Genomic DNA, 21,941 nt, shown 5'->3' on the forward strand with positions numbered 1-21,941 from the left:
TATAGCGATCTGTGCGTTGCGCAATAGCGAAGCTATTTTGGTTCAGGTCATCATGTTCGCGTCGAAGTGCCCCACCGGTATGCGCTAAATAGCAATCTAGTCAACAAGTTTGACTGACAGACAGCGTCCGGAACCGAAAGCTACCACTTTGACGCGTGAAGATGATGTCCTTTTGATGGAAGGCAAACTGGAAACTCGAACTGCTACCGGCTCGTCCAGAGCAACGTTCGAAAACATCGTGAACGCTTCGCGTAGCTAATGCCTAACAGCCTCCAAATTGGTAAATTGCCGAATGTCGAAAATCCCACTGGAGCTAGCTAGCTGGAACCCCACGACAGGCGCATTCGCTCGGATGGACCCCACTGGTGGCTCCAGCGCCAGCAGTCGCCTTCGGTTAACGCCGAGCCGATGGCGGCTAGGTTGTTTGCGGCCGCCCAGAGCAGCTCCGGCGCCGCGATCACATTCGGCATATCACTTCCCTTTCAATGGCGAGATTTCGACCGCGGGAGATCACCACTGCGACCGGAGATGCGGGATGTTGCAGCTCGGCTGCGGCTCGGGACCGCTCATGGCTCAGGATCTGACCAAGAAGCCCGCGCCTACGGCCCGATGTCGGCGATGCCGGAGAGCAGGTTGGGGATGGTCAGGTTTCCGGTGCGTCCGAGGCCGGACAGGGCGTTGCCCAGGTTGAGCAGGCCCGAGATCGCGGAGCCGACGTTTTGATAGCCCGAGCCGCCGAACAAGCCCTCCAGGTTGACGTTGAATACGCCCGACAGGCCCAAACCGCGGTTGCCGAAGCCTGAGCTGCCCCCGGTGCCGGTGTTGAAGAAGCCCGACGATGGTGCGGTGCTGGTGGTCCCGAAGCCCGGTGCCGGCGGCAGGTCGAAGCTGGCGATGGTGGTGCCCGGCAGGGTGATGCTGGGGATCGTGAGGCCCGGCACGGTGAACCCGGACAGGAACACCGGCGGGACGGTGAGGCCCGGGATGGTGAACGCGTCGAGGCGGATGGGGTCCAGGGTTAGTCCCGGCAGTGTGAACTCACCGAGCCGGATTGGTGGAATGTTGATGTCAGGCAAGGTGATGGGCGGCAGCCCGAACGCGTCCACACCGATCGGGTCGATGAGGAACGGCGTGGTAGTCACACCCGGAATGGTGAAGGCGCCCAATGTGATCGGCGGAATGTTGATGTCCGGCAAGGTGATCGGCGGCAAGCCGAACGCATCTACGCCGATGGGGTTGATGGTGAACGCGCCGGTGGTGGCACCGGGAATGGTGAAGGCGCCCAGCCCGATCCGCGGAATGTTGATGTCGGGCAGGGTGATCGGTGGTAGGCCGAAGCGGTCGATCCCGATCGGCTGGATGGTGAACGCGCCGGTGGTAGCACCGGGAATGGTGAAGCCGTCCAGCTGGATCGGGTCGATGTCGAGTCCCGGGATGGTGAAGTTGTTCACCCTGATGGGCGGGATGTTGATGTCGGGCAGGGTGAGCGGTGGTAGGCCGAAGCGGTCGATACCGATGGGATCGATGGTGAACGCGTCGGTGGTGGCTCCCGGGATGGTGAAGCCGTCCAGCTGGATCGGGCCGATGTTTAATCCCGGGATGGTGAAGTTGCCCACCGCGATGGGCGGAATGTTGATGTCGGGCAGGGTGAGCGGTGGTAGGCCGAAGCGGTCGATACCGATGGGATCGATGGTGAACGCGTCGGTGGTGGCTCCCGGGATGGTGAAGCCGTCCAGGCGGATTGGATCGATGTTCAGTCCCGGGATAGTGAAGTCGTCGACCCCGATTGAGGGGATATTGATGTCGGGGAAAGTAATCGGCGGCAGGCCGAACCGGTCGATGCCGATCGGATCAATCACGAACTGGCCCGTGGAAATCCCGGGAATACTAAAGGCGCCCATTTCGATAGGCGGAACCACGATACTCGGTACCGTAATCGGCGGAGTGGTGAAACCCTGGAACGCAAATCTCGGGGTTCCTAGTGGAAGAGTGAACGGAAATGTGGGCAAAATCAAGTCATTAGATGAAATTTGCGTCACCGTAAAGAATCCTGTGTCGGCTACCGTATCTCCTTGTAACAAATCAACATCAGTTAGCCAATCGATGCGGAAGAACGGCGTGATGTCGAAGCCCCGGAATCCGCCAGGACTTATAAAGCCCGTGCCAGCGACTAGTCGCGGGAAGACAATGAGTTCTTCAGACGGACCGCCGCCTACGGTTACCCCGTCGATGATGGGATCACCTACGGCTATCCCGCCGATTCGCACACTCGGAAGTGTAATTTTGGGCAAGGTGAAGTCCGGCCCATTGATGTCGGGTGTGGTCAATGCGGGGATGACGATTTTTGGTGTGGTGAAGCCGCCGACATCTGCGCTGTTGAGAGTGAATCCTGGGATGGTGAGTGCGGGCAGGTTCAGGCCAGGCACGTTGATGGCGGGGGTGGCGATGCCGGGTAGCTCGAAATTGGGCACCGTGATCGAGGGCAGCGTCAAGGCGGGGACGCCGATCTTGGGCAGGGTGAAGCCGCCGACGTCTGCGCTGTTGATGCCGAATCCTGGGATGGTGAGTGCGGGTAGGTCTAGGCCGGGCACGTTGATGGCGGGGGTGGCGATGCCGGGTAGCTCGAAATTGGGCACCGTGATCGAGGGCAGCGTCAAGGCGGGGACGCCGATCTTGGGCAGGGTGAAGCCGCCGACGTCTGCGCTGTTGATGCCGAATCCTGGGATGGTGAGTGCGGGTAGGTCTAGGCCGGGCACGTTGATGGCGGGGGTGGCGATGCCGGGTAGGGCCAGCGCGGGCACGGTGATGTCGGGGGTAGTGAATGCCGGAACACCGATCAGCGGGGTGGAAAAGCCGCCCACGCCGGCGCTGTTGAGGGTGACGCCGGGCACGGTGATCGCGGGCAGCTCCAACCCGGGCACGGTGATCGCGGGGGTGGTCAACGCCGGAATACCCAGCAAGGGGGTGCTAAAGCCACCGACACCGGCGCTGTTGAGGGTGAAGCCGGGCACGGTGACCACCGGCAGGTCCAGGGCGGGCACATTGATCGTGGGTGTGGTCAACGCCGGAATACCCAGCAAGGGGGTGGTGAAGCCGCCCACTGCGGCGCTGTTGAGGGTGAAGCCGATCGCGTTGAGTGTCGGCAGGTCCAGACCGGGCACAGTGATCGCCGGTGTGACGATCCTGGGCAGGTCAAACGCGGGGATAGCGAGGTTGGACGTGGTAATCGCCGGGAGGTCCAGCGGCGGTACCGCAATGCTGGGGATATTGATCGGTGGCAAGGTGAGATCAGGCGTGCCGATATTGAAGTGCAGCCCACCTTGTCCCGTACCTCGCCACGCAACGCCGTTGTTCATGTCGCCGGCGTTGAACAGGCCGGTGTTGACGTCGCCGGAGTTGAAGAACCCGGTGTTGATATTCCCGGTGTTGAAGCTACCGGTATTGACGTCGCCGGAATTGAAGCTACCGGTATTGAAGCTTCCGGCGTTGAAGTTGCCGGTATTGAGATCCCCGAGGTTGAAGGCGCCGGTGTTGAAAGAACCCGGGTTGAACACACCGGTATTGTAATTGCCGGAGTTTACGACGCCGAAGTTCCCGATGCCGGAGTTGAAGAACCCCTGGTTTTCCGACCCGGAGTTTCCGACCCCCACATTGCCGGTGCCGGAGTTGAACAAACCGACATTACCGGTGCCGGAGTTGAGCAGACCCAAGTTTCCCGAGCCGGTGTTCAACAAGCCGATGCCGACCTGCCCGCTACCGGTGAGACCGATGCCGATGTTGTTGTTGCCGGTGTTGCCGAACCCAAAATTATCGTTACCGGTGTTCGCGAAACCGATGTTGCCGCTACCAAAGTTTCCGGGGCCGAAATTGTTACTGCCCAGGTTCCCGAATCCGAAGCTGTTGCCGCCAAACGGTCCCAAACCAAAGTCATTGCCGCCCAGGTTGCCCAAGGCCAAATTCAACGGTGCTCCCGCGGCAACGGCACCCGGCACACCGGCCAACTGACCGGACAACCCCGCCAGACTCTGCACCGGCTCACTCAACGGCGCGAAAACCGTTGGCATCGCTGAAATTCCCGCGATTGCGGACGCGCTTTGCGCAATGCCCGCTTGCGCTGATCCGATGTTGGCGATGCCGGAGAGCAGGTTGGGGATGGTCAGGTTTCCGGTGCTTGTGATGCCGGAGAGGGCGTTGCCCAGGTTGAGCAGGCCCGAGACCGCGGAGCCGACGTTTTGATAGCCCGAGCCGCCGAACAGGCCCCCCAGGTTGACGTTGAATACGCCCGACAGGCCCAAACCGCGGTTGCCGAAGCCTGAGCTGCCCCCGGTGCCGGTGTTGAAGAAGCCCGACGATGGTGCGGTGCTGGTGGTCCCGAAGCCCGGTGCCGGCGGCAGGTCGAAGCTGGCGATGGTGGTGCCCGGCAGGGTGATGCTGGGGATCGTGAGGCCCGGCACGGTGAACCCGGACAGCGACACCGGCGGGACGGTGAGGCCCGGGATGGTGAACGCGTCGAGGCGGATGGGGTCCAGGGTTAGTCCCGGCAGTGTGAACTCACCGAGCCGGATTGGTGGAATGTTGATGTCAGGCAAGGTGATGGGCGGCAGCCCGAACGCGTCCACACCGATCGGGTCGATGAGGAACGGCGTGGTAGTCACACCCGGAATGGTGAAGGCGCCCAATGTGATCGGCGGAATGTTGATGTCCGGCAAGGTGATCGGCGGCAAGCCGAACGCATCCACGCCGATGGGGTTGATGGTGAACGCGCCGGTGGTGGCACCGGGAATGGTGAAGGCGCCCAACTTGATCGGCGGGATGTTGATGTCGGGCAGGGTGAGCGGTGGTAGGCCGAAGCGGTCGATCCCGATCGGCTGGATGGTGAACGCGCCGGTGGTGGCTCCCGGGATGGTGAAGCCGTCCAGCTGGATCGGGTCGATGTCGAGTCCCGGGATGGTGAAGTTGCCCACCGCGATGGGCGGGATGTTGATGTCGGGCAGGGTGAGCGGTGGTAGGCCGAAGCGGTCGATACCGATGGGATCGATGGTGAACGCGTCGGTGGTGGCTCCCGGGATGGTGAAGCCGTCCAGCTGGATCGGGCCGATGTTTAATCCCGGGATGGTGAAGTTGCCCAGCGCGATGGGCGGAATGTTGATGTCGGGCAGGGTGAGCGGTGGTAGGCCGAAGCGGTCGATACCGATGGGATCGATGGTGAACGCGTCGGTGGTGGCACCCGGGATGGTGAAGCCGTCCAACCTGATCGGGTCGATGTCGAGCCCCGGGATGGTGAAGTTGCCTACCCCGATGGACGGAATGCTGATGTCGGGCAAGGTGAGCGGCGGCAGGCCGAACCGGTCGATGCCGATCGGATCGATAACGAATTGGCCTGTGTTAATCCCCGGAATGCTGAAGGCGTCTACGCCGATGGGTGAAATCACAATGTCCGGCAACGTGATCGACGGCAGGAAAATTCCATCGGTGATAAAGAGCTGCGGAGTGATTATCTCGGGAGTAAGGAAAGTAGGACTGCCGAACTGTGCAAATTGGATCTTTTGTATCTCGAAAAACCCGGTGCCGTTTCCTGGATTGCCCTTCAGAACTTCTACATTCGAACTCCATGCAATTCTTAGAAAAGGCTCGGCAACATAACGTGGAACATCGATTTTTAATTCAGTACTTTCTATTATTAGCGATGGAAGGACCGTGGTGCTGCCGGATTCTCCGAGGGCTATCCGGTCAATTTTGAAGCCAGGAATCGTTATTTCCGGCAAGGAGGTAGCTGGGACCTCTATATCGGGTGTGATCAATGCGGGGATGACGATTTTTGGTGTGGTGAAGCCACCGACGCCGGCACTGTTGAGGGTGAATCCTGGGATGGTGAGGGCGGGCAGGTTCAGGCCGGGCACGTTGATGGCGGGGGTGGTGATCCCGGGCAGCTCCAGGCCGGGCACGCCGATCGAGGGCAGCGTCAACGACGGAACACCCAGCTGGGGCAGGCTGAAGCCGCCGACACCGGCGCTGTTGAGGGTGAATCCGGGCACATTCAGCGCGGGCAGGTTCAGGCCGGGCACGTTGATGGCGGGGGTGGTGATCCCGGGCAGCTCCAGGCCGGGCACGCCGATCGAGGGCAGCGTCAACGACGGAACACCCAGCTGGGGCAGGCTGAAACCGCCGACACCGGCGCTGTTGAGCGTGAATCCGGGCACATTCAGCGCGGGCAGGTTCAGGCCGGGCACGTTGATGGCGGGGGTGGTGATCCCGGGCAGCTCCAGGCCGGGCACGCCGATCGAGGGCAGCGTCAACGCCGGAACACCCAGCATGGGCAGGCTGAAACCGCCGACACCGGCGCTGTTGAGCGTGAATCCGGGCACGTTCACCGCGGGCAGCTCCAGGCCCGGCAGGTCAATCGAGGGCAGCGTCAACGCCGGAACACCCAGCTCGGGGAGGCTGAAACCGCCGAGACCGGCGCTGTTGAGGGTGAATCCGGGCACGTTCACCGCGGGCAGTTCCAGGCCGGGCACGGCGATGGTGGGTGTGGTGAACGCGGGAAGGTTCAGCTTGGGGAGGCTGAAGCCGCCCAGGGCTGCGCTGTTGAGGGTGAAGCCTGGAACGGCTACCGCAGCCAGGTCCAGGCCCGGCACGATTATCGGGGGCGTGCTGATCCTGGCGAGGTCGAAAGCGGGGATGGACAGGTTGGACGTGGTAATGGCTGGGAGGTCCAGCGGCGGTATCGCGAAGCTGGGGATATTGATCGGTGGCAAGGTGAGATCAGGCGTGCCGATATTGAAGTGCAGCCCACCTTGTCCCGTACCTCGCCACGCAACGCCGTTGTTCATGTCGCCGGCGTTGAACAGGCCGGTGTTGACGTCGCCGGAGTTGAAGAACCCGGTGTTGATATTCCCGGTGTTGAAGCTACCGGTATTGACGTCGCCGGAATTCAAGCTACCGGTATTGAAGCTTCCGGAATTGAAATTGCCGGTATTTACATCCCCTGGATTGAAAAGGCCGGTGTTGTAATCTCCGGAGTTACCGACGCCGAAGTTTCCGAGGCCGGAGTTGAAGAATCCGCGGTTACCCGACCCGGAGTTCCCGATCCCCACATTGCCGGTGCCGGAATTGAACAGACCCACGTTGCCGGTGCCGGAGTTCAACAAGCCGAGGGTGCCCAAACCCGAATTCAACGAGCCGAAACCGATCTGACCGGTGCCGGTGAGCCCGATCCCGATATTGTTGCTACCGGTATTCGCATATCCAAAGTTATTACTACCGGTATTGGCCAGCCCGACGTTGAAGCTGCCGGCATTCCCGAAACCGATGTTGCCGCTACCCAGATTTCCCGGACCGAAATTGTTACTACCAAGATTCCCAAAACCAAAATTGTGGCTGCCCAGATTTCCGTTGCCGAAGTTGCCGGCGCCGAGGTTCCCGTTGCCGACGTTGCCCCCGCCGAGGTTCCCGAAACCCAGACTGAATGGTGTTCCCGCGGCAGCTGCGGCTGCCGCGCTGGCCAGATGGTCAGGTAGCCCTGCCAAACCCTGCAGCGGCTTGGTGAACGGAGTCAGCGCCGAAATCACGGCAGAAGCACCCGCGTGGTAGGCAGACATCGCCGCTACGTCTTGGGCCCACATCGCCTCATACGCGGCTTCGACGGAGGCGATCGCCGGAGCGTTTTGTCCAAACAGATTTGACAGCACCAGCGAAACCAGATCACCCCGGTTGGCTGCCACCATGATGGGCTGCACCATCGCTGCTTGGACCGCCTCGAACTCAGCCAGCAGCGCGCCGGCTTGGGTGGCGGCCTGCCGGGCCTGGGTTGCGCTAGCCGAAAGCCAACCCGCATAGGGGGCCGCCGCTGCCAACATCGCCTCGGACGCCGGCCCGACCCACGATCCGCCGACCAGCCCTGCCGTGACGGATCCGAAACTAGTTGCAGCAGACTCTAGTTCTTCCGCTAACCCGCCCCAGGTTGTCGCGGCCGCCAACAACGGGTCCGCCCCGGCTCCGGCGAAGATCCGAGCCGAATTGATCTCTGGCGGCAATACCGAAAAGCTCATCGCCCAACCTCCCTTTTGCGGCACGTCCGGTGTCAGCGCACGACATCTCGGCAATTGCCATGCCTCGGCCGGCTCTTGTAGAACTGATCCGCCATGCCGCACACGACAGTCCGCGCGGTGACCGACCCTTCGACAAGTCGTCCTCGCGCATTAGCTTGAACGGGGAAAACATGCAGGTCAACGGCATGGAGAAAGTTGAAACGGGCCGGTGGCAGCCCTTGTTAGGGGCCGTCTCAACGCGAGAACAGGACCTGCATCGATGGTGAGAAAAGGTGTTATCTTTGTCTCACTGTTAGAACCTTTCCTATGCTTCTCGACTCTTCTCAGCGAAGGACGCGATACCACGTGCCCGTCGACGATTGGCTCCTCGGAGGGGACCGCCGCGAAGCCGCCGCCGAGCGGATCTACGAGGCCGCAACCGACCTCATCGCCCGCGACGGACTCAACGCACTGGATATAGACAAACTGGCCATCCGCGTCCACTGCTCCCGAGCGACCATCTACCGCTACGTCGGCGGAAAAACCGAGATCCGTAACGCCGTCGTCAGGCGAACGGCGCATCGCATTGTGGACTCCGTTCGCACGGCGGTCGAGCCGCTGAGCGGGGTGGAGCGACTCGTCACCGCAATCATGTTGACCATCAAGCAGATCCGCGCCGACCCACTGTGCCAACTCATGGTCGGTTCGATTCGCGGCGGCACTCGTCAGGTGGCCTGGCTCGCCGAGTCGCCGCTCACCGCCCAGTTTGCTACCGACCTTGCCGGCCTCGCCGGGGGTGATCCGCAAGCCGCCAAATGGGTGGTACGCGTCGTGCTGTCGCTGGTCTATTGGCCGGGCGAAGACGAGGAGGCCGAACGCCGGCTAGTGCAGAACTTCGTTGCCCCGGCATTTGCCCAACACAACTGAGGATCGCCTACTCGTCGCCGAAGCTCTCGTAGAGCTGAGGCAAGAACCCCGCGAGATGATTCATCTCTTGTGCACAGTGCACCAGCAGGTTGCGGGCGGTGGCTGCCGGGTTGCCGAGCACCCGAGCCGCGATGGGGCGTACCGCCTTCGACGCCACACCCGGGGCCTTGCGAACTTCGATGTGCGGGCCGCCCATCCAGAATCGTGAACGCATCTCCGAGCCGCTCGGTGTCGACCGAATATGGTGGACGAACCATCCGACGTCCACCGGAGCGTCACCCGAGCCCAGCCGGGCACAGATCGCCACCGCATCGTCGGAATCTGCCGGCAGGCCCAGGGCCGCGGGTGCGACGAATTGGATTGCGGCATTGAGCATTGCCGAACCGATGTACTCGCTGATCATCGACCAGCGGCCGAGGTAGCGCTGATTGCCCTGACGGCCCGCGTCGTCACCATCTTTCCAGGCGGCCGAAAGGTGGGCTCGCGGATGCCACAGCTTGTACCGCCGGGTGTCGCACCCATGCCAGCCGAACCACCAGACCCACATCGCCGGGGTGACTCCGGGCATATCGGTGCGGACCGAGACCTGGAAGCTGCCGTCCTCGAGAATTCCGTAACCGTTCTCGGTCTGGTGATAGCCCTCGCCGGCGACGGCTGCGGCGTCGTCGAAAGCCAACAACGCCATCCCGCCTTGCGGGCCATGCTGTAGCGCCTCAACGACATGCTTTGGCAGGGACGCCATTTCGGGTTTGAAGAACTTGGCGAACGGCGTTTCGGCGTCGTTGTTGCGGTAGCCCAGGTAGAGATCGCCGGTCATCAGATTCGTCCCATCCAACTGTTGAACAGACCGTCGGGATCGTAGGTCGCCCGTACCTTGTCCAGCCGGGCCATGGCCTCATCGGTGGCAAACCGAGCCGGCCGCTGGCCGAGGTTTTCGTCCGCGAGCTGAATGCCGGTGGCCAAGTGCGACATCGCCGCCATGTTGGACCGCGCCCAATCGTCGTACTTGTCGTCGTCTGCCGGGTCCTTCCAGGAGCCGTAGAGCGCCAGATAGATCTCGTCTTCAATGCTGTAGGCCATGTCCTGGCGGGCCGGGGACGGCCCCCAGTTCAGCCAGAGGAAGTGCGACGGGTGCGGCGGCAGCGTGTTCAGGATGTTGCGGATGCCCGGTAACAGTTCCTCGGCCGGCGCCGAGGTCCACATATTGTCCGCCGTGTACCGGTGGTCGCCCAGGTAGTGGGTCATCACGACGTCGTACCAGGCGGGCAAATCCGTTGGCATGTAGGGATTTTTGACGAGAGCCCGTTCGATGACCGGACAGGTGTCGAATACCGCGAGGGCTTCTTTGGCTTCTTCCTCGGAGTCGGCGAATGCCGGCGAGGCCATCACGATGGCCGGCATGTCGAGACCCATCTCCGGCACGCTGCGGGTGGCAAGGATTTGCATCTCGACGCGGCGATCCACGTCGGCGCTGACGTTGCGGGCCCAGGTGTAGACCTCGTCGGCCACGTCGAACGGGTACACGTACACGCTGGTGCCGCAGACGGCCGGGCGGGGATAGAGCTTGAGGTAAAACGACGTGACGACCCCGAAAAAGCCCGGCCCGGCGCCGCGGGCGGCCCAGTACAGCTCGGGGTGATTGTCTGCGTCGCAATAGATCTGCTCGCCGTCGGCGGTGATGACCTCGAGCCCGATGACGCTCTCGCAGGCGGGGCCGAAAATCCGGCTGTTCCAGCCGTACCCGCCCTGCAGCAGGTAGCCGCCCAGGCAGACGCCTTTACAGTGGCCGCCCGGGAAAAAGAGGTTCTGTGCCTGGAGATCGGCCATGAGCAAGCTGCCGCCCTTGCCGGGGCCGGCGACGGCCGTCATGTTTTCGGCATCGATCCGCGCGTGGTCGAGACGGCTGACGTCAAGCAGAACAGCGCCGTCGCGCAGATGGCTGGCCGCGAAGCTGTGCCCACCCGAGACGATGCTGACCCGATGGCCGTTGGCCTTGGCATAGCGCAGGCCCGCGACGATGTCGGCGGCATCGACAGCCTGCACAATCACCTCGGGATAACGTTCGGGCACTCGTTGATGCCACACCGAACCGCGGCGTGCAGCCTCGTAACCGTCATCACCGCGGAAAAAGTGCCGCCCGGCAGGAAGTGCGCTCACCCAGATCTCCTCTGATCCACATTTCGGTCCTTTAAAGTTCGCGATGCGGACCACTATAGTGGAATTGTGCCGCGAACGGAACGAAATACCCGGACGAATCGCGACGAGGGTATCCAGGTGTTGCGCCGAGCGGCAGCCGCACTGGACGAAATCGCTGCCGACCCCGGCCAGTTGCGTCTGGTCGACCTCAGCGAGCGCTTACAGCTGGCCAAGTCGACCACTCGCCGCCTGCTGGTCGGCCTCGTCGAAGTCGGCTTGGCCAGCGTCGACGACCGTGGCCACTTTTCCCTCGGTGAACGCCTGCTGGGATTCGGCAATGCCACCGGAGCGCACATCGCGGCAGTATTCCGCCCGACCATCGAGCGAGTGGCCGCAGCCACCGGCGGCGAAACCGTCGACCTTTCGATTCTGCGCAGCCAGAAGATGTGGTTCATCGACCAAATCGAGTCGTCACACCGGCTCCGCGCCGTCTCAGCAATCGGCGTCCGATTCCCGCTGAACGGGACCGCCAACGGAAAGGCGGCCCTCGCCGTACTCGACGAGGCCGCAGCAGCGGCCGCCCTCGCCAGCTTCACCCCCGAAGTCGCCGCGGCGCTCCGTCGTGAAATCGCTGAAATACGAAGCACCGGAATAGCTTTCGACCGCGATGAGCACACCCCGGGGATTTCGGCGGCCGCCATCGCCGGACGAGCATTGGGCGACAACGTGATCGCGATCTCGGTGCCCACGCCGACCGAGCGTTTCGTGGAAAAAGAAGACCGCATCGTTTCAGCTTTGCGCAGTGCGGCCGACTCGCCGGCCTGGACACGCTGAGCAACGCCGGGCCGCAATGTGACGCTGACGGCCCGGTTCTGCGCCAACGGAAAAGCAGCCGGCTTTTCTCGAACCTGAGAGGGCGACGGCGGTCGACGCCGACGACACCGCAGGTCTGAGCCCCGTGGTGAGACAACCGGAAGGAGCTCCGCGCAATGCCCGTTTCAATTGTCGTTCAATTGTCGCCGCGTCGTTGACGCCCGGTCTGTCCACCGACCACTCTGGTGAAGGTCCCTGCTGAGCCATGCCGCGGATAAATCCAGGTTGATCGGCCCGAGTGCATACCACGGAGAAAGAGTGCATACCACGGAGAAAGGATGTGCAATGACACCCGTGTGCAGTGTTCGCCTTGCCGGCACAGCCCCCGGCGGGGTGTTGTCCGGTCCGGTGGCGAAACTTGCGCCGGACAGCGAAGCTGCCGAGGCCGTCGCCCAGAGCGGGCGATGGATCACCGGATGAGTTCCGCCGGACTCCGTACATGCTCCATCGATGCCAGCACCTTCTTCGGTGCCGAATGCCTGCAAGATCCCTACCCTCTCTACGAGCGCATGCATGCCACCGGAACGGTCCACCGCATCGCTGACTCCTCGTTCTATGCGGTATGCGGTTGGGATGCCGTGCACGACGCCATCAGCCGCCCCGAGGACTTCTCCTCGAATCTGACCGCCACGATGACCTACACGGCCGACGGAACCGTCAAGCCGTTCGAGATGGATGCGCTCGGCGGGCCGACCCATGTGCTGGCCACCGCCGACGATCCTGCCCACGCACTGCATCGCAAATTCTTGGTGCGCCACTTGGCGGCCAAGCGAATCCGCGCCATCGAACAGTTTGCCGCCCAGACCGCAAGCCGGCTCTGGGTCGACGGCCTGCGCGACGGCCACATCGAATGGATGGGCGCGATGGCCAACCGGCTGCCGATGATGGTCGTGGCTTCGCTCATCGGTGTGCCCGACGCGGACGCGGCCCAGCTGGTGAAGTGGGGATACGCGGCCACGCAACTGCTCGAAGGGTTGGTCAGTCACGAGCAACTCGCCGCCGCGGGCGTCGCCGTGATGGAGCTCAGCGGCTACATCTCCGACCAATTCAGCCGGGCGGCCGCCGGTCCGCAGGACAACTTGCTGGGGGAGCTTGCCGCCGCCTGCACATCAGGCGAAATCGACACGCTCACCGCCCAAGTCATGATGGTCACCCTGTTCGCCGCGGGGGGAGAGTCGACCGCCTCGTTGCTGGGCAGTGCGACCTGGATACTGGCAACCCGTCCCGACATCCAGCGGCAGGTGCGCGACGACCCGGACCTGCTCGGAGCATTTCTCGAGGAAACACTGCGCTACGAGGCGCCTTTTCGGGGTCACTACCGGCACGTGCGACACGACACCAGCCTGGCCGGGGTCGACCTGCCGGCTGACTCGCACCTGCTGCTGTTGTGGGGAGCGGCCAATCGCGACCCGGCTCAGTTCGAAATACCAGGTGAATTCCGCCTTGACCGCGGACGAGGCAAGAGCCACATCAGTTTCGGGAAGGGCGCGCATTTCTGCGTCGGTGCAGCGCTTGCACGCCTGGAGGCCCAGATCGTCGTGCGTCAGCTGCTCGAACGAACGTCGGTGATCGAGGCGGCCGATGTCGGGCAGTGGTTGCCGAGCATCCTGGTCCGCCGCCTCGAACGTCTCGAATTGACTGTGCGGTAACTCGTCCGGCTGCCGTCCTGTCGATGGCGTCGTCATTCTACGGAAACAGTTGGCAACGTGGCTATTTCAGCAATATTCTCAGTCGTAAGGCATCGGCGAATGGCCTCCGCCGGTCACGATGAAAGCCTCAACCGCCGTGGCGTGCTCGAAGCCTTCCACCTCCACCCGCCACTCGTAGAGTCCCGGTTCCAACGGAATTCCAGGCGGGATACTGAGGGCAAGCGGCATCCGGACCGAAGTGCCGTGGATCGCTCCGGGCATCCGGCCTGCCTCGGCGGCGGCTTCGAACAGCATGGGCTGCGGGCCATGCGGCCCCGTCACTACCACCGGATCTCCATCGGTGGTCAGCAGTTGGCACGTCAACTTGTGCTGTCGGTTGGTCTCATCCCAGTCGATGTCCAAAAAAAGCACCAAAGCGAAAGGAGGAGTGGGTGTTTGGCATTGTCGCCAGCCCAGCCCGAGGGCGTGGACCTTACCGGACTGGGGGTCGGCCTGCGCTGCGTCCGCCAGTAAAAGGCTGACCTTCATGAGGCCGCCGGCATTGCGATCGACGATCGGGATGTCACAGTGAGAACGTGTCCTGTGCTGCCGTCAAGAGACCCACGAGATCCTGTCCTTGTCCGTCGTTATGCCTGGCTGGTGGGCCCGCCAGGATTGCCGAGATACCAGCGCTGACAGAATCCTATGCGACCTGACCCGGCATGCCGCCGGCCAGCGTGTGTCGCACCATGTTAATTACCGGGTTACTTACCTTGGTTACTTACCAGGCGGCAGCTGACGCGGACCATCGGGGGAACGCAACTCGGCCGGCCCATCCCGCCCGACTAGCTCACGCCGGTTAGCACGTCCGGTCGATCCCGTCGATAAGCCAGCCAGATCTTCCGGAGATCGCTCCAACGGCCGGTATCGCTCGTTGGGGCTCAGTCCCTCATGGCTTCCGTCGTAGCTGCCGGTATCGGCCTCGCCACGTGACGATTCGATACGGTTCACGCCGGCCGGGGCCTCAGCAACGGGGGATTGAGGCGTCGGCTGGTCACGTGTGCTGTTGGAGCTATCGGAACTTTCGGAGTTGACGGTGACCTTGCGGGTGCGCTTGAACGAAAACGCGATTTCTTCGACCTCTTCGAACACCTGACGTGCGGTGCGCAGCGGCTGGGTGGTGTTGTCGATCACCCGCGCCACGAACGGGGGCATCAACGGCCGAATCCATCGCGCCGCAGCCTTGGTGGCGTCCGGAATCGACGGAATCAGCGGGCCGCCGCGCTCGGTCTCGTCCGTTGCCACGGTGCCGCTCGAGTCGACCTGCGCCGGAAGCTGTTCCGGGGTTTGAGCGAGGTGATCCGCTGTTCCAGCCGGCAATTGGGCGACGGCGCGGCTGGCGGCCTCTGCTTCGGCCGCGATAGGCAGATACATGTCTTCCTCTACTTCCTCGACTGGCTCGACTGCCTCGAAATGACGCTGCGACGACGCGCGCACCGGAAGCTCCAGCGCTTCGACGACACGACGGCGTTGCTGTTCCCGGTCGATTTCGGCCTGTGCCTCGATCGCCAGGCGGGTCTGGGTCAGTTGATGCTCGGCCCACATGATTTCGGCAGCGCGGCGAACTTCGGCGCGTTTGATCGCGATGGCGGTCTCGGCCTCGAGTTCGGCGCGGTCCCGCTCGGCGCGCGCGGCCGCGTGGCGGTCATGTGTCGTCTCACCACGCCATAGCCACAGGATCAACGGCAGCAGATACACCAGCGCGAAGAACGCGATCAGCAGCGCCCGCAGCACCAACGCACCTGCGCTGGCGAGGGTTATGTCGTTCATCGCGACCCAGCGCGTGCCCAGCCCGCGACCCGCGTCGGCCACCGCCGCGTGGCGAGCCGCGTTGAGGGCCTCCTGGTCCTCCCGCACCCTGGCGTCGAGGTCGGGTGCCTGACGGTCGCGAGCCGCCAACGCATTGTCCAATTCACGCTGCGCATCGGCGAGAAGCTCGTTGGCCGTTCGCGTTTCGGGTCCCTGACCGGGAACGCCCGTGATCCTGGTCTGCGGGCAACCCGGTGTGGGGTGGTATTCGCAGCGCGCGACCACCAGAGCCGTGTCCAGATGCCCCCGAGCCTGTTCGACCCCGTTGTCGAGCGCGGCCCGCGTAGCACGGGACTGTTGCAGCGACGCCGACGCCTGCGAGACAGCGGGCACGGCGTCGGCGTTGCGCAGCGCCCGTTCGTCGAGGCGCTGGTTGATGGCACCGGAAAACGCAACCAGCGCGGCGAGCTCGCCGACTACGACACCGACGGCGAGAGCGACCCCGGCGCGTCCCGCGATGCCGGACCGGCCCCGGCCTGGTCCGCCGGCGGTACCCCGGACCACCGCGCCGACCAGTAGGGCGAACACCAGGGTCACGGCAACGACGGCCCAGGTGGGCCAGCTCGTCGCTTCGCTCAGCGCCAAGCTCGCCACGAGCCAGGCCAGCCCGGATCCGAAGGCCACCACGGCGCCGGCAACGGCGTGGGTGGACCGCTCGTGACGCTCACCGAGTTCACCCCAGTGTCCGCCGCCGAGCCAGGTCAGCAGACCCTCGATCCGGGTGACGACCGAGCGCTGATCAGGATTTTCGTGGGCGCGCATGAGACTCCAAACACCTCCAGGTACTTCCAGCGTGGCAGGCCGCCGCCCGACTTATCGAATCGAAGCGGCCGCTTGTGGTGTTGTTCACAACGCGCGGCAGATGTCGCAGATCACACTGCGGCGGTGGGGGACCCGGTCCGCTGCACATCTGACGTCAAATTTCGCGCGACGCGAACCGATCAGCGACCGTTACGGCAGTTGACGTGAGACGGTATAAGCCTATGCAACATCACGACTACCTCACCTACGAAGACTTCGGCCGCAGATTCTTCGAGGTTGCCGTCACGCCGGAGCGGGTGGCGGCATCATTCGCCGAAATTGCCGGCAGCGAATTCGACATGGAACCGATCGCCCAGGGCCCCGGAGGCATCGCCAAGGTCAGCGCGCATGTCAAGATCAACGAGCCGCGTGTGACCCGAAAGCTCGGTGACCTCATCACATTTGTGATCCACATTCCGCTGTCGATCGACCTGCTGCTGGACCTCCGGCTCGACAAGCAACGGTTCAAGGTGGCCGGAGATATCGCGCTGCGCGCCACCGCACGTGCTGCCGAGCCGCTGCTGCTGATCGTCGACGTCGCCAAACCGCGGCCCTCCGATATCACCGTCAACGTGTCGTCCAAATCGATTCGTGGGGAGGTGCTGCGCATTCTGGCCGGTGTTGACGGCGAGATCCGGCGGTTCATCGCCCAGTACGTCGCTGAGGAGATCGATTCGCCGCAGTCGCAGGCCGCCCAGGTCATCGATGTAGCCACCCAATTGGATACCGCCTGGAAAGGAATCTAGCCGCAGCGCGGCGAGGGCAGCGGCTGGTTTGGCAGTCGTTCTGCGGCAACGGGATTGGGCCGGCGATAGGCGGAACTGGTCGGCGCGAATCGGGGGCTTGCCGGTAGACGGCGGCGGATTGTCGGGGCTTATCGGGTTCTATCGGAGTTTATCGGGCCGTGGTGCCTGGGTATGTAACCCCGAACGCAGGGCCCGGCTGCGGCCGGTCAGGTGCCCGGGGCCGCCGAACCAGGGAGCGGGTTAACACATGGCGCGTGTGGAGGTGTCAACGTCATCCAACGTCGATCCGGACTCCGCCTGGAAAATCGCCTCCGACCTGCACCGATTCGACGACTGGATGACGATATTCGGGGGGTGGCGCGGGGAGGTGCCGTCGACGATCGACGAGGGCGTCCGCGTCTCGTCACTGATCAAGGTGAAGGGTTTCCGCAACGTCGTGCACTGGACGGTCACCGAGTACGACGAGCCGACCTCGATCCAACTGCATGGCTGCGGTCGGGGCGGAATCCGCATCGCTGTCGCGGTGACCGTCACCGCCAACCATCCGGGGTCGGATTTCCATCTGACGGCTGACCTGAAAGGCGGTCTGCTCGGCGGGCCGGTTGGGCGGCTCGTCGCCAGAGTTCTGCGCCGCGAGATTCAGAACTCGGTGGACAACCTCGCAGCTTTGCAGTAGCGGTACTCCTACCGCTCCTGCCGCTCAAGGCGGCCGAATGGTCGCTGCCGTTCGGCTTCGCGAACTCGCCTGCGCTCCATGGCAAGCCAAGCCAGACCGGCGCCGAACGAGAGCAGTCCGCCGATGGCGGCCGCGAGGCCAAGTCCTACCTGTCCGAGTGCGAAATTGGCGAGGGACACCACGAAAGCCAGCACGGCACCGACGACGACAACCAGACCGGGCTCGTGCTGAGCGTCGTTGGCGCGTTCCGCCGAGTCGTGGGCGTACGGCCGTCGGTGGATGGCATGGCGCGCGATGCCCCCCATGAACGCCTCCTCAACTGTGAGGTCTCCGGGCCGGCGAACCGTCGGGGTCGCTCAGCAACTTCGGGATTACCCGAAATGTCGCATGGTCAAACGACTTCGCTTGCCATGGCCTGGAAGCGCATGAAAGCAGAGTCAGCAGCCGCTCACGCCGGCGGCGGTTGGTCGCGCGGCAGCAATCGGCGTACCGGCCGGGTTTCAATGGCGTTGATTGTCAAGGCGCGGCTGCCGATTCGCCAGACCGATTCGGTCAGCCGGTACTCGTCGTCGTAGCGCAGATGCCACACCACGTCGACCAGGTCATCGCCGCGCCGGCTCCAATGGTGCGCGATGCAGGTGATGCGCCCTCGCGCGACACCCGGCCGCGGGGCCTGGTCATAGACCTCCCCGACGATCGCGTGTTCGGTACGCATGGTTTGGGCGACGGCCGCTATGGCGGTGGCGATGGCCAGTTGGCCCCGGTGCGAATGGACCGGTGTCAGTGTGGCGGGCGGGTCGGGTGTCGTCAGCTCGGCTGCCGCGGTGAAAAGGGCGGCCGCAGCGTCGAATTCGCGGTCATCGACGCGGGCCGCAAACCGGTGCACCAGATCGCTGAGGGCCAGCCGATCGGCCGGCGCAAGGGACTCAGGAGGGGGCATCAGACCTCATGAGACCTCACGACGCCAATCCCAGACGCTGAGCGCACGCCGACACGACGTCTTTGGCATGCTCGATATCGGTGGTCGACGGCATGCCCAGCACGATCCGGTCGGCGCCCGCATCGACCAGGCGGGCCGCGCGTTCGCTGTCGATCTTGGTCACCAGGTGGCCCAAAGAGACCTCCAGAGACGCCGGATCGCGGCCGGCCGAGGACGCCTCCGCACGCATCAGCGCGATCAGCGCAGCGAGTTGCGGCCCGGCCACGCCGAGTGGCTGGAGGCCATCGCCGAAGCGCCCGGCCCGGCGCGCGGCCGCCCGGCTGTGGCCGCCGATGTGAATCGGAAGCCGCCCAACCGGTTTGGGGTAGCACATGGCGTTGTCGAAGCTGAAGAACTCGCCGTGGTGAGAAGCGCCGTGCGGTTCGCCGGCCCACAGTGTCCGCAGCACCGCCAACTGTTCATCGGCCCTGCGGCCCCGGCTGTCGAACTCCGCGCCGCAGGCCTCGAGCTCTTCCTTGAGCCATCCCACACCCACACACAGCCGCAGCCGGCCGCCGGAGAGGGCATCGATCGTCGCAGCGCGTTTGGCCAGCACCACGGGGTGATGGTTGGGCAGCACTAAGACTCCGGTGGCCAAACCGAGCCGCGTCGTCCGGCCGGCGAGAAACCCGAGCAGATCGAGCGGGTCGGGAATCGGGCAATCCGCGGCCAGCCCAACCCGCCCGGAACGGTCATACGGGTACACGCTGTCGTACGTGGTGAAAAGCACGGTGTGCTCAGCCACGATGATTGATTCGAAGTTGCAAGCTTCGAGGTGTAGCGCGAAGGCGGTCATCCAGTCCGGGTCCGCGGTGACGCCGTCGGCAACCGGGGCGACTACCGCCACCGAGGGCGTGGCCGTCATCGGTGCGCCGCGCGGGGGTCGGTGGCATCAGCCGCAGCGAGCACCGGGGCTTTCGCCGCGCGACCGCCGGAGAGGCACCGCAGGGATGTCACGACATCCGACGCTAACAGGACGATTCTCAGGTGACTGCGGGAGCCGTCACGGCTCGCATCACGCCGGCCAAGGTTGCTGCCCTCTTGTCCGTGAAAATGTCCTCGATGAGCACCTGCCTGCCGTCGGGACCGGTCAGTGGAACCCGCCAGTTGGGGTACTCGTCGGTAGTTCCCGGCTGATTCTGCGTCCGCCGATCGCCGACCGCGTCGGTCAATGCCACTCCCAACAGGCGTGACGGCGTTCGGCCGAGATATCGATAGAGGGCCAACAGGGTCTGCTCCGGGTCGGCTTCAGCCCCGTCCGCCAACAGGCCGACCCGTCGCAATTCCGCTGTCCAGGCGTCCTGATCGGTCCGATGTGCTTCGAGTTCGGCTTCCACCGGCCGGGTCAACAAACCGAGAGACTCGCGCAGCCGCACGTGGTCGCCGGCCAGATACCCGGCCGTCGGCGGCAGGTCGTGAGTGGTGACCGACGACAAGCAGTACTCGCGCCAGCGCTCGGCCGGCAGCGGATCGCCATTTCCGTCCCGATCCAGCTCGAACCAGAGAATTGAGGTGCCCAGCAGGCCGCGCAGGAATAGATAGTCGCGCACCCACGGTTCGACGGTGCCGAGATCCTCCCCGACGACGACCGCCTCGGCCCGATGCGCTTCCAGCGCGACGATGCCGATCATCGCCTCGTGGTCGTATCGCACATACGTGCCATGAGTCGGCGCCGCTCCCGCTGGGATCCACCACAGCCGGAACAGCCCGATGATGTGGTCGATCCGGACTCCGCCCGCGTGCCGCAGCACAGCCCGGATGAGAGCGCGAAACGGTCGATACTCCTGCTCATCGAGCCGGTCGGGTCGCCACGGCGGCTGAGACCAGTCCTGGCCGAGCTGATTGAACTCATCCGGTGGCGCGCCGGCGGTCACGCCCAACGCGAGCACGTCCTGCAGGGCCCATGCGTCGGCCCCGTCGGGGTGGACGCCCACGGCGAGGTCATGCATGATGCCCAACGACATTCCGGCCCGGGTGGCCCCGGACTGCGCCGCGGCGAGCTGTTCGTCGAGCTGCCATTGCAGCCACCGGTGGAAATCGATCGCGTCGGCGTGTTTGTCCACGAAACCGGCAACGCCGGTGGCATCGGGGTGCCGCAATGACTTCGGCCATCGATGCCAGTCACCGCCGTACTTTTCGGCAAGTGCGCACCAGGTGGCGAAGTCGTCCAGGGCGCGGCCCTCCCGGGACCGGAACGCGGCGTAGGCCAGCTCACGACCTGCGGATCGTGGCACCCGGTAGATCAGCTCGAGAGCCTTGCGCTTGGCCCGCCACGCGCTGTCCCGGTCGATGGTGTCGCGCCGGTCCGCCCGCCGCTGCACGTCGGTGCGCAGTTGCCGGACTCGGCTGCGCTTGGCCAGCTCGCCGAACTCCGGAATAGCCTCCACACGCAGGTACAGCGGGTTGAAGTAGCGCCGCGAGGTCGGCAGGTACGGCGACGGCTCCATGGGTGTTGTCGGTGCCGCCGCATGCAGCGGATTGACCAGGACATAGTCGGCGCCGTGCCGGTAGGCCGACCACAGTGCCAGGTCAGCCAGGTCGGTGAGATCGCCGATGCCCCACGACCGTCGGGACCGCACACTGTAAAGCTGGGTGGCCAGGCCCCAGGCTCGGTGGTTGCCGAGCTTCTCCGGCAGTCCGACCCAGTCCGGCGTGACGATGAGCGCGGTGCTGTTCTCGTCGTCGCCGGAGCACAGCTGCACGCGGTGATACCCGAGCGGTAGATCGGCGGGCAGCACGAAGCTCGCTTCGCCGATCCAGCGTCCGTCCAGCTCGAATGGCGGGGTGAAGTTGTCGATCTGCTGCACCCCGCCGCGTATCGTGCCGCCCTCGAGGCGCAACCACACGTCGGCGGGCGCGCCGTGAGTCACATGCACCCAGAACCGTGTCGGCGCCCCGGCGCGAGCGACGATGGTGGCCGGCAGCGGACGGGCCCAGTACGACCGGAGTTGCTCGGCGAGTGCGGTGTTGCGCTCCTCCTCGGTGCGGGCGGCAACGCCGAACGCAGCCAGCACGGCCACCAGCGTTTCCGCGGAGACACGCACGTCGTGGCCGGTCCAGTCCTGGTATTCGGTGGCGATGCCGAGTCGACGGGCAAGTTCGACCAGCGACGGCGCGAGCTCAGTCATGGCGCCCATCTTGCGTCCAATACCGCTGCGCGCGGACGGCGGGGCGGTCTGGCTTGTCCGGTTCGCGGCGGGCTCACCGCACCGCGCGTTTACTTCCCAGCTCAGAGACGTTAAACCGGCCGCAACATTTCCGCGCGCCGAGACGGCGATT

Annotated in this window: 15 protein-coding genes; 6 read left to right on the plus strand and 9 right to left on the minus strand. The window is 64.3% G+C overall.

The genetic code is table 11. The features are described from left to right. Window positions 1–599 precede the first annotated feature (599 nt). Window positions 600–8,048, minus strand: coding sequence for a PPE family protein (locus MKAN_RS28530; RefSeq protein WP_023363946.1), 7,449 nt, complete (start codon window positions 8,046–8,048; stop codon window positions 600–602). 345 nt (window positions 8,049–8,393) lie between these two features. On the opposite strand from MKAN_RS28530, the gene MKAN_RS00090 reads away from it, so the two are divergent. Continuing rightward, a complete protein-coding gene (locus MKAN_RS00090) occupies window positions 8,394–8,954 on the plus strand; it encodes a TetR/AcrR family transcriptional regulator (protein ID WP_023363948.1) in 561 nt (186 codons plus the stop codon). A gap of 7 nt (window positions 8,955–8,961) precedes the next feature. On the opposite strand, the gene MKAN_RS00095 is transcribed toward MKAN_RS00090, so the two are convergent. Together MKAN_RS00095 and MKAN_RS00100 are read right to left on the minus strand one after the other, a co-directional pair. Then, on the minus strand, window positions 8,962–9,771 hold the full coding sequence (locus tag MKAN_RS00095; protein WP_023363950.1) for a DAPG hydrolase family protein: 810 nt from the start codon (window positions 9,769–9,771) through the stop codon (window positions 8,962–8,964). Beyond that, window positions 9,771–11,111 carry an FAD-binding oxidoreductase gene (locus MKAN_RS00100; RefSeq protein ID WP_023363952.1) on the minus strand — a complete coding sequence of 447 codons (1,341 nt, stop codon included), beginning with the start codon at window positions 11,109–11,111 and terminating at the stop codon, window positions 9,771–9,773. Before MKAN_RS00100 ends, MKAN_RS00095 begins: the two co-directional genes overlap by 1 nt. Before the next feature lie 66 nt (window positions 11,112–11,177). Between MKAN_RS00100 and MKAN_RS00105 the strand changes: the two genes are divergently transcribed. The 3 genes from MKAN_RS00105 (at window position 11,178) to MKAN_RS00110 (ending at window position 13,612) form a co-directional block, all read left to right on the plus strand. Further along, the gene (locus MKAN_RS00105; RefSeq protein ID WP_023363954.1) at window positions 11,178–11,924 is read left to right on the plus strand and encodes an IclR family transcriptional regulator; all 747 of its coding nucleotides are present in this window, start codon (window positions 11,178–11,180) and stop codon (window positions 11,922–11,924) included. A 324-nt stretch (window positions 11,925–12,248) separates the two neighbouring features. Next, window positions 12,249–12,383 carry a hypothetical protein gene (locus MKAN_RS32415; protein WP_254893854.1) on the plus strand — a complete coding sequence of 45 codons (135 nt, stop codon included), beginning with the start codon at window positions 12,249–12,251 and terminating at the stop codon, window positions 12,381–12,383. Next, complete coding sequence (locus tag MKAN_RS00110) at window positions 12,380–13,612, plus strand: cytochrome P450 (protein WP_042313116.1); 1,233 nt, start codon at window positions 12,380–12,382, stop codon at window positions 13,610–13,612. The genes MKAN_RS32415 and MKAN_RS00110 overlap by 4 nt, the downstream gene beginning before the upstream one ends. 78 nt (window positions 13,613–13,690) lie before the next feature. Here MKAN_RS00110 and MKAN_RS00115 read toward each other — a convergent pair whose 3' ends face one another. Further along, window positions 13,691–14,140: a DUF6941 family protein gene (locus MKAN_RS00115; RefSeq protein WP_023363960.1), complete on the minus strand. Its 450-nt coding sequence runs from the start codon at window positions 14,138–14,140 to the stop codon at window positions 13,691–13,693. Window positions 14,141–14,368: 228 nt separating this feature from the next. Beyond that, window positions 14,369–16,222, minus strand: coding sequence for a DUF4407 domain-containing protein (locus tag MKAN_RS00120; RefSeq protein ID WP_023363962.1), 1,854 nt, complete (start codon window positions 16,220–16,222; stop codon window positions 14,369–14,371). Window positions 16,223–16,443: 221 nt separating this feature from the next. Here MKAN_RS00120 and MKAN_RS00125 point away from each other — a divergent pair, with 221 nt between their 5' ends. Continuing rightward, window positions 16,444–17,007, plus strand: coding sequence for a hypothetical protein (locus MKAN_RS00125; protein ID WP_023363964.1), 564 nt, complete (start codon window positions 16,444–16,446; stop codon window positions 17,005–17,007). A gap of 247 nt (window positions 17,008–17,254) precedes the next feature. Then, window positions 17,255–17,683, plus strand: coding sequence for a type II toxin-antitoxin system Rv0910 family toxin (locus MKAN_RS00130; protein ID WP_023363966.1), 429 nt, complete (start codon window positions 17,255–17,257; stop codon window positions 17,681–17,683). An 8-nt stretch (window positions 17,684–17,691) separates the two neighbouring features. Here the strand turns inward: MKAN_RS00130 and MKAN_RS00135 are convergent, their stop codons facing one another. The 4 genes from MKAN_RS00135 to malQ form a co-directional block, all read right to left on the minus strand. Further along, window positions 17,692–17,988: a hypothetical protein gene (locus MKAN_RS00135; RefSeq protein WP_023363968.1), complete on the minus strand. Its 297-nt coding sequence runs from the start codon at window positions 17,986–17,988 to the stop codon at window positions 17,692–17,694. 143 nt (window positions 17,989–18,131) lie between these two features. Continuing rightward, window positions 18,132–18,623 carry a nuclear transport factor 2 family protein gene (locus MKAN_RS00140; RefSeq protein ID WP_023363970.1) on the minus strand — a complete coding sequence of 164 codons (492 nt, stop codon included), beginning with the start codon at window positions 18,621–18,623 and terminating at the stop codon, window positions 18,132–18,134. A 16-nt stretch (window positions 18,624–18,639) separates the two neighbouring features. Next, a complete protein-coding gene (locus MKAN_RS00145; protein ID WP_023363972.1) occupies window positions 18,640–19,527 on the minus strand; it encodes an LLM class F420-dependent oxidoreductase in 888 nt (295 codons plus the stop codon). Between the two features lie 118 nt (window positions 19,528–19,645). After that, window positions 19,646–21,790: a 4-alpha-glucanotransferase gene (gene malQ / locus MKAN_RS00150; RefSeq protein ID WP_036394231.1), complete on the minus strand. Its 2,145-nt coding sequence runs from the start codon at window positions 21,788–21,790 to the stop codon at window positions 19,646–19,648. Window positions 21,791–21,941: the final 151 nt, after the last annotated feature.

This window comes from Mycobacterium kansasii ATCC 12478, from assembly GCF_000157895.3.
Taxonomy (GTDB): domain Bacteria; phylum Actinomycetota; class Actinomycetes; order Mycobacteriales; family Mycobacteriaceae; genus Mycobacterium; species Mycobacterium kansasii.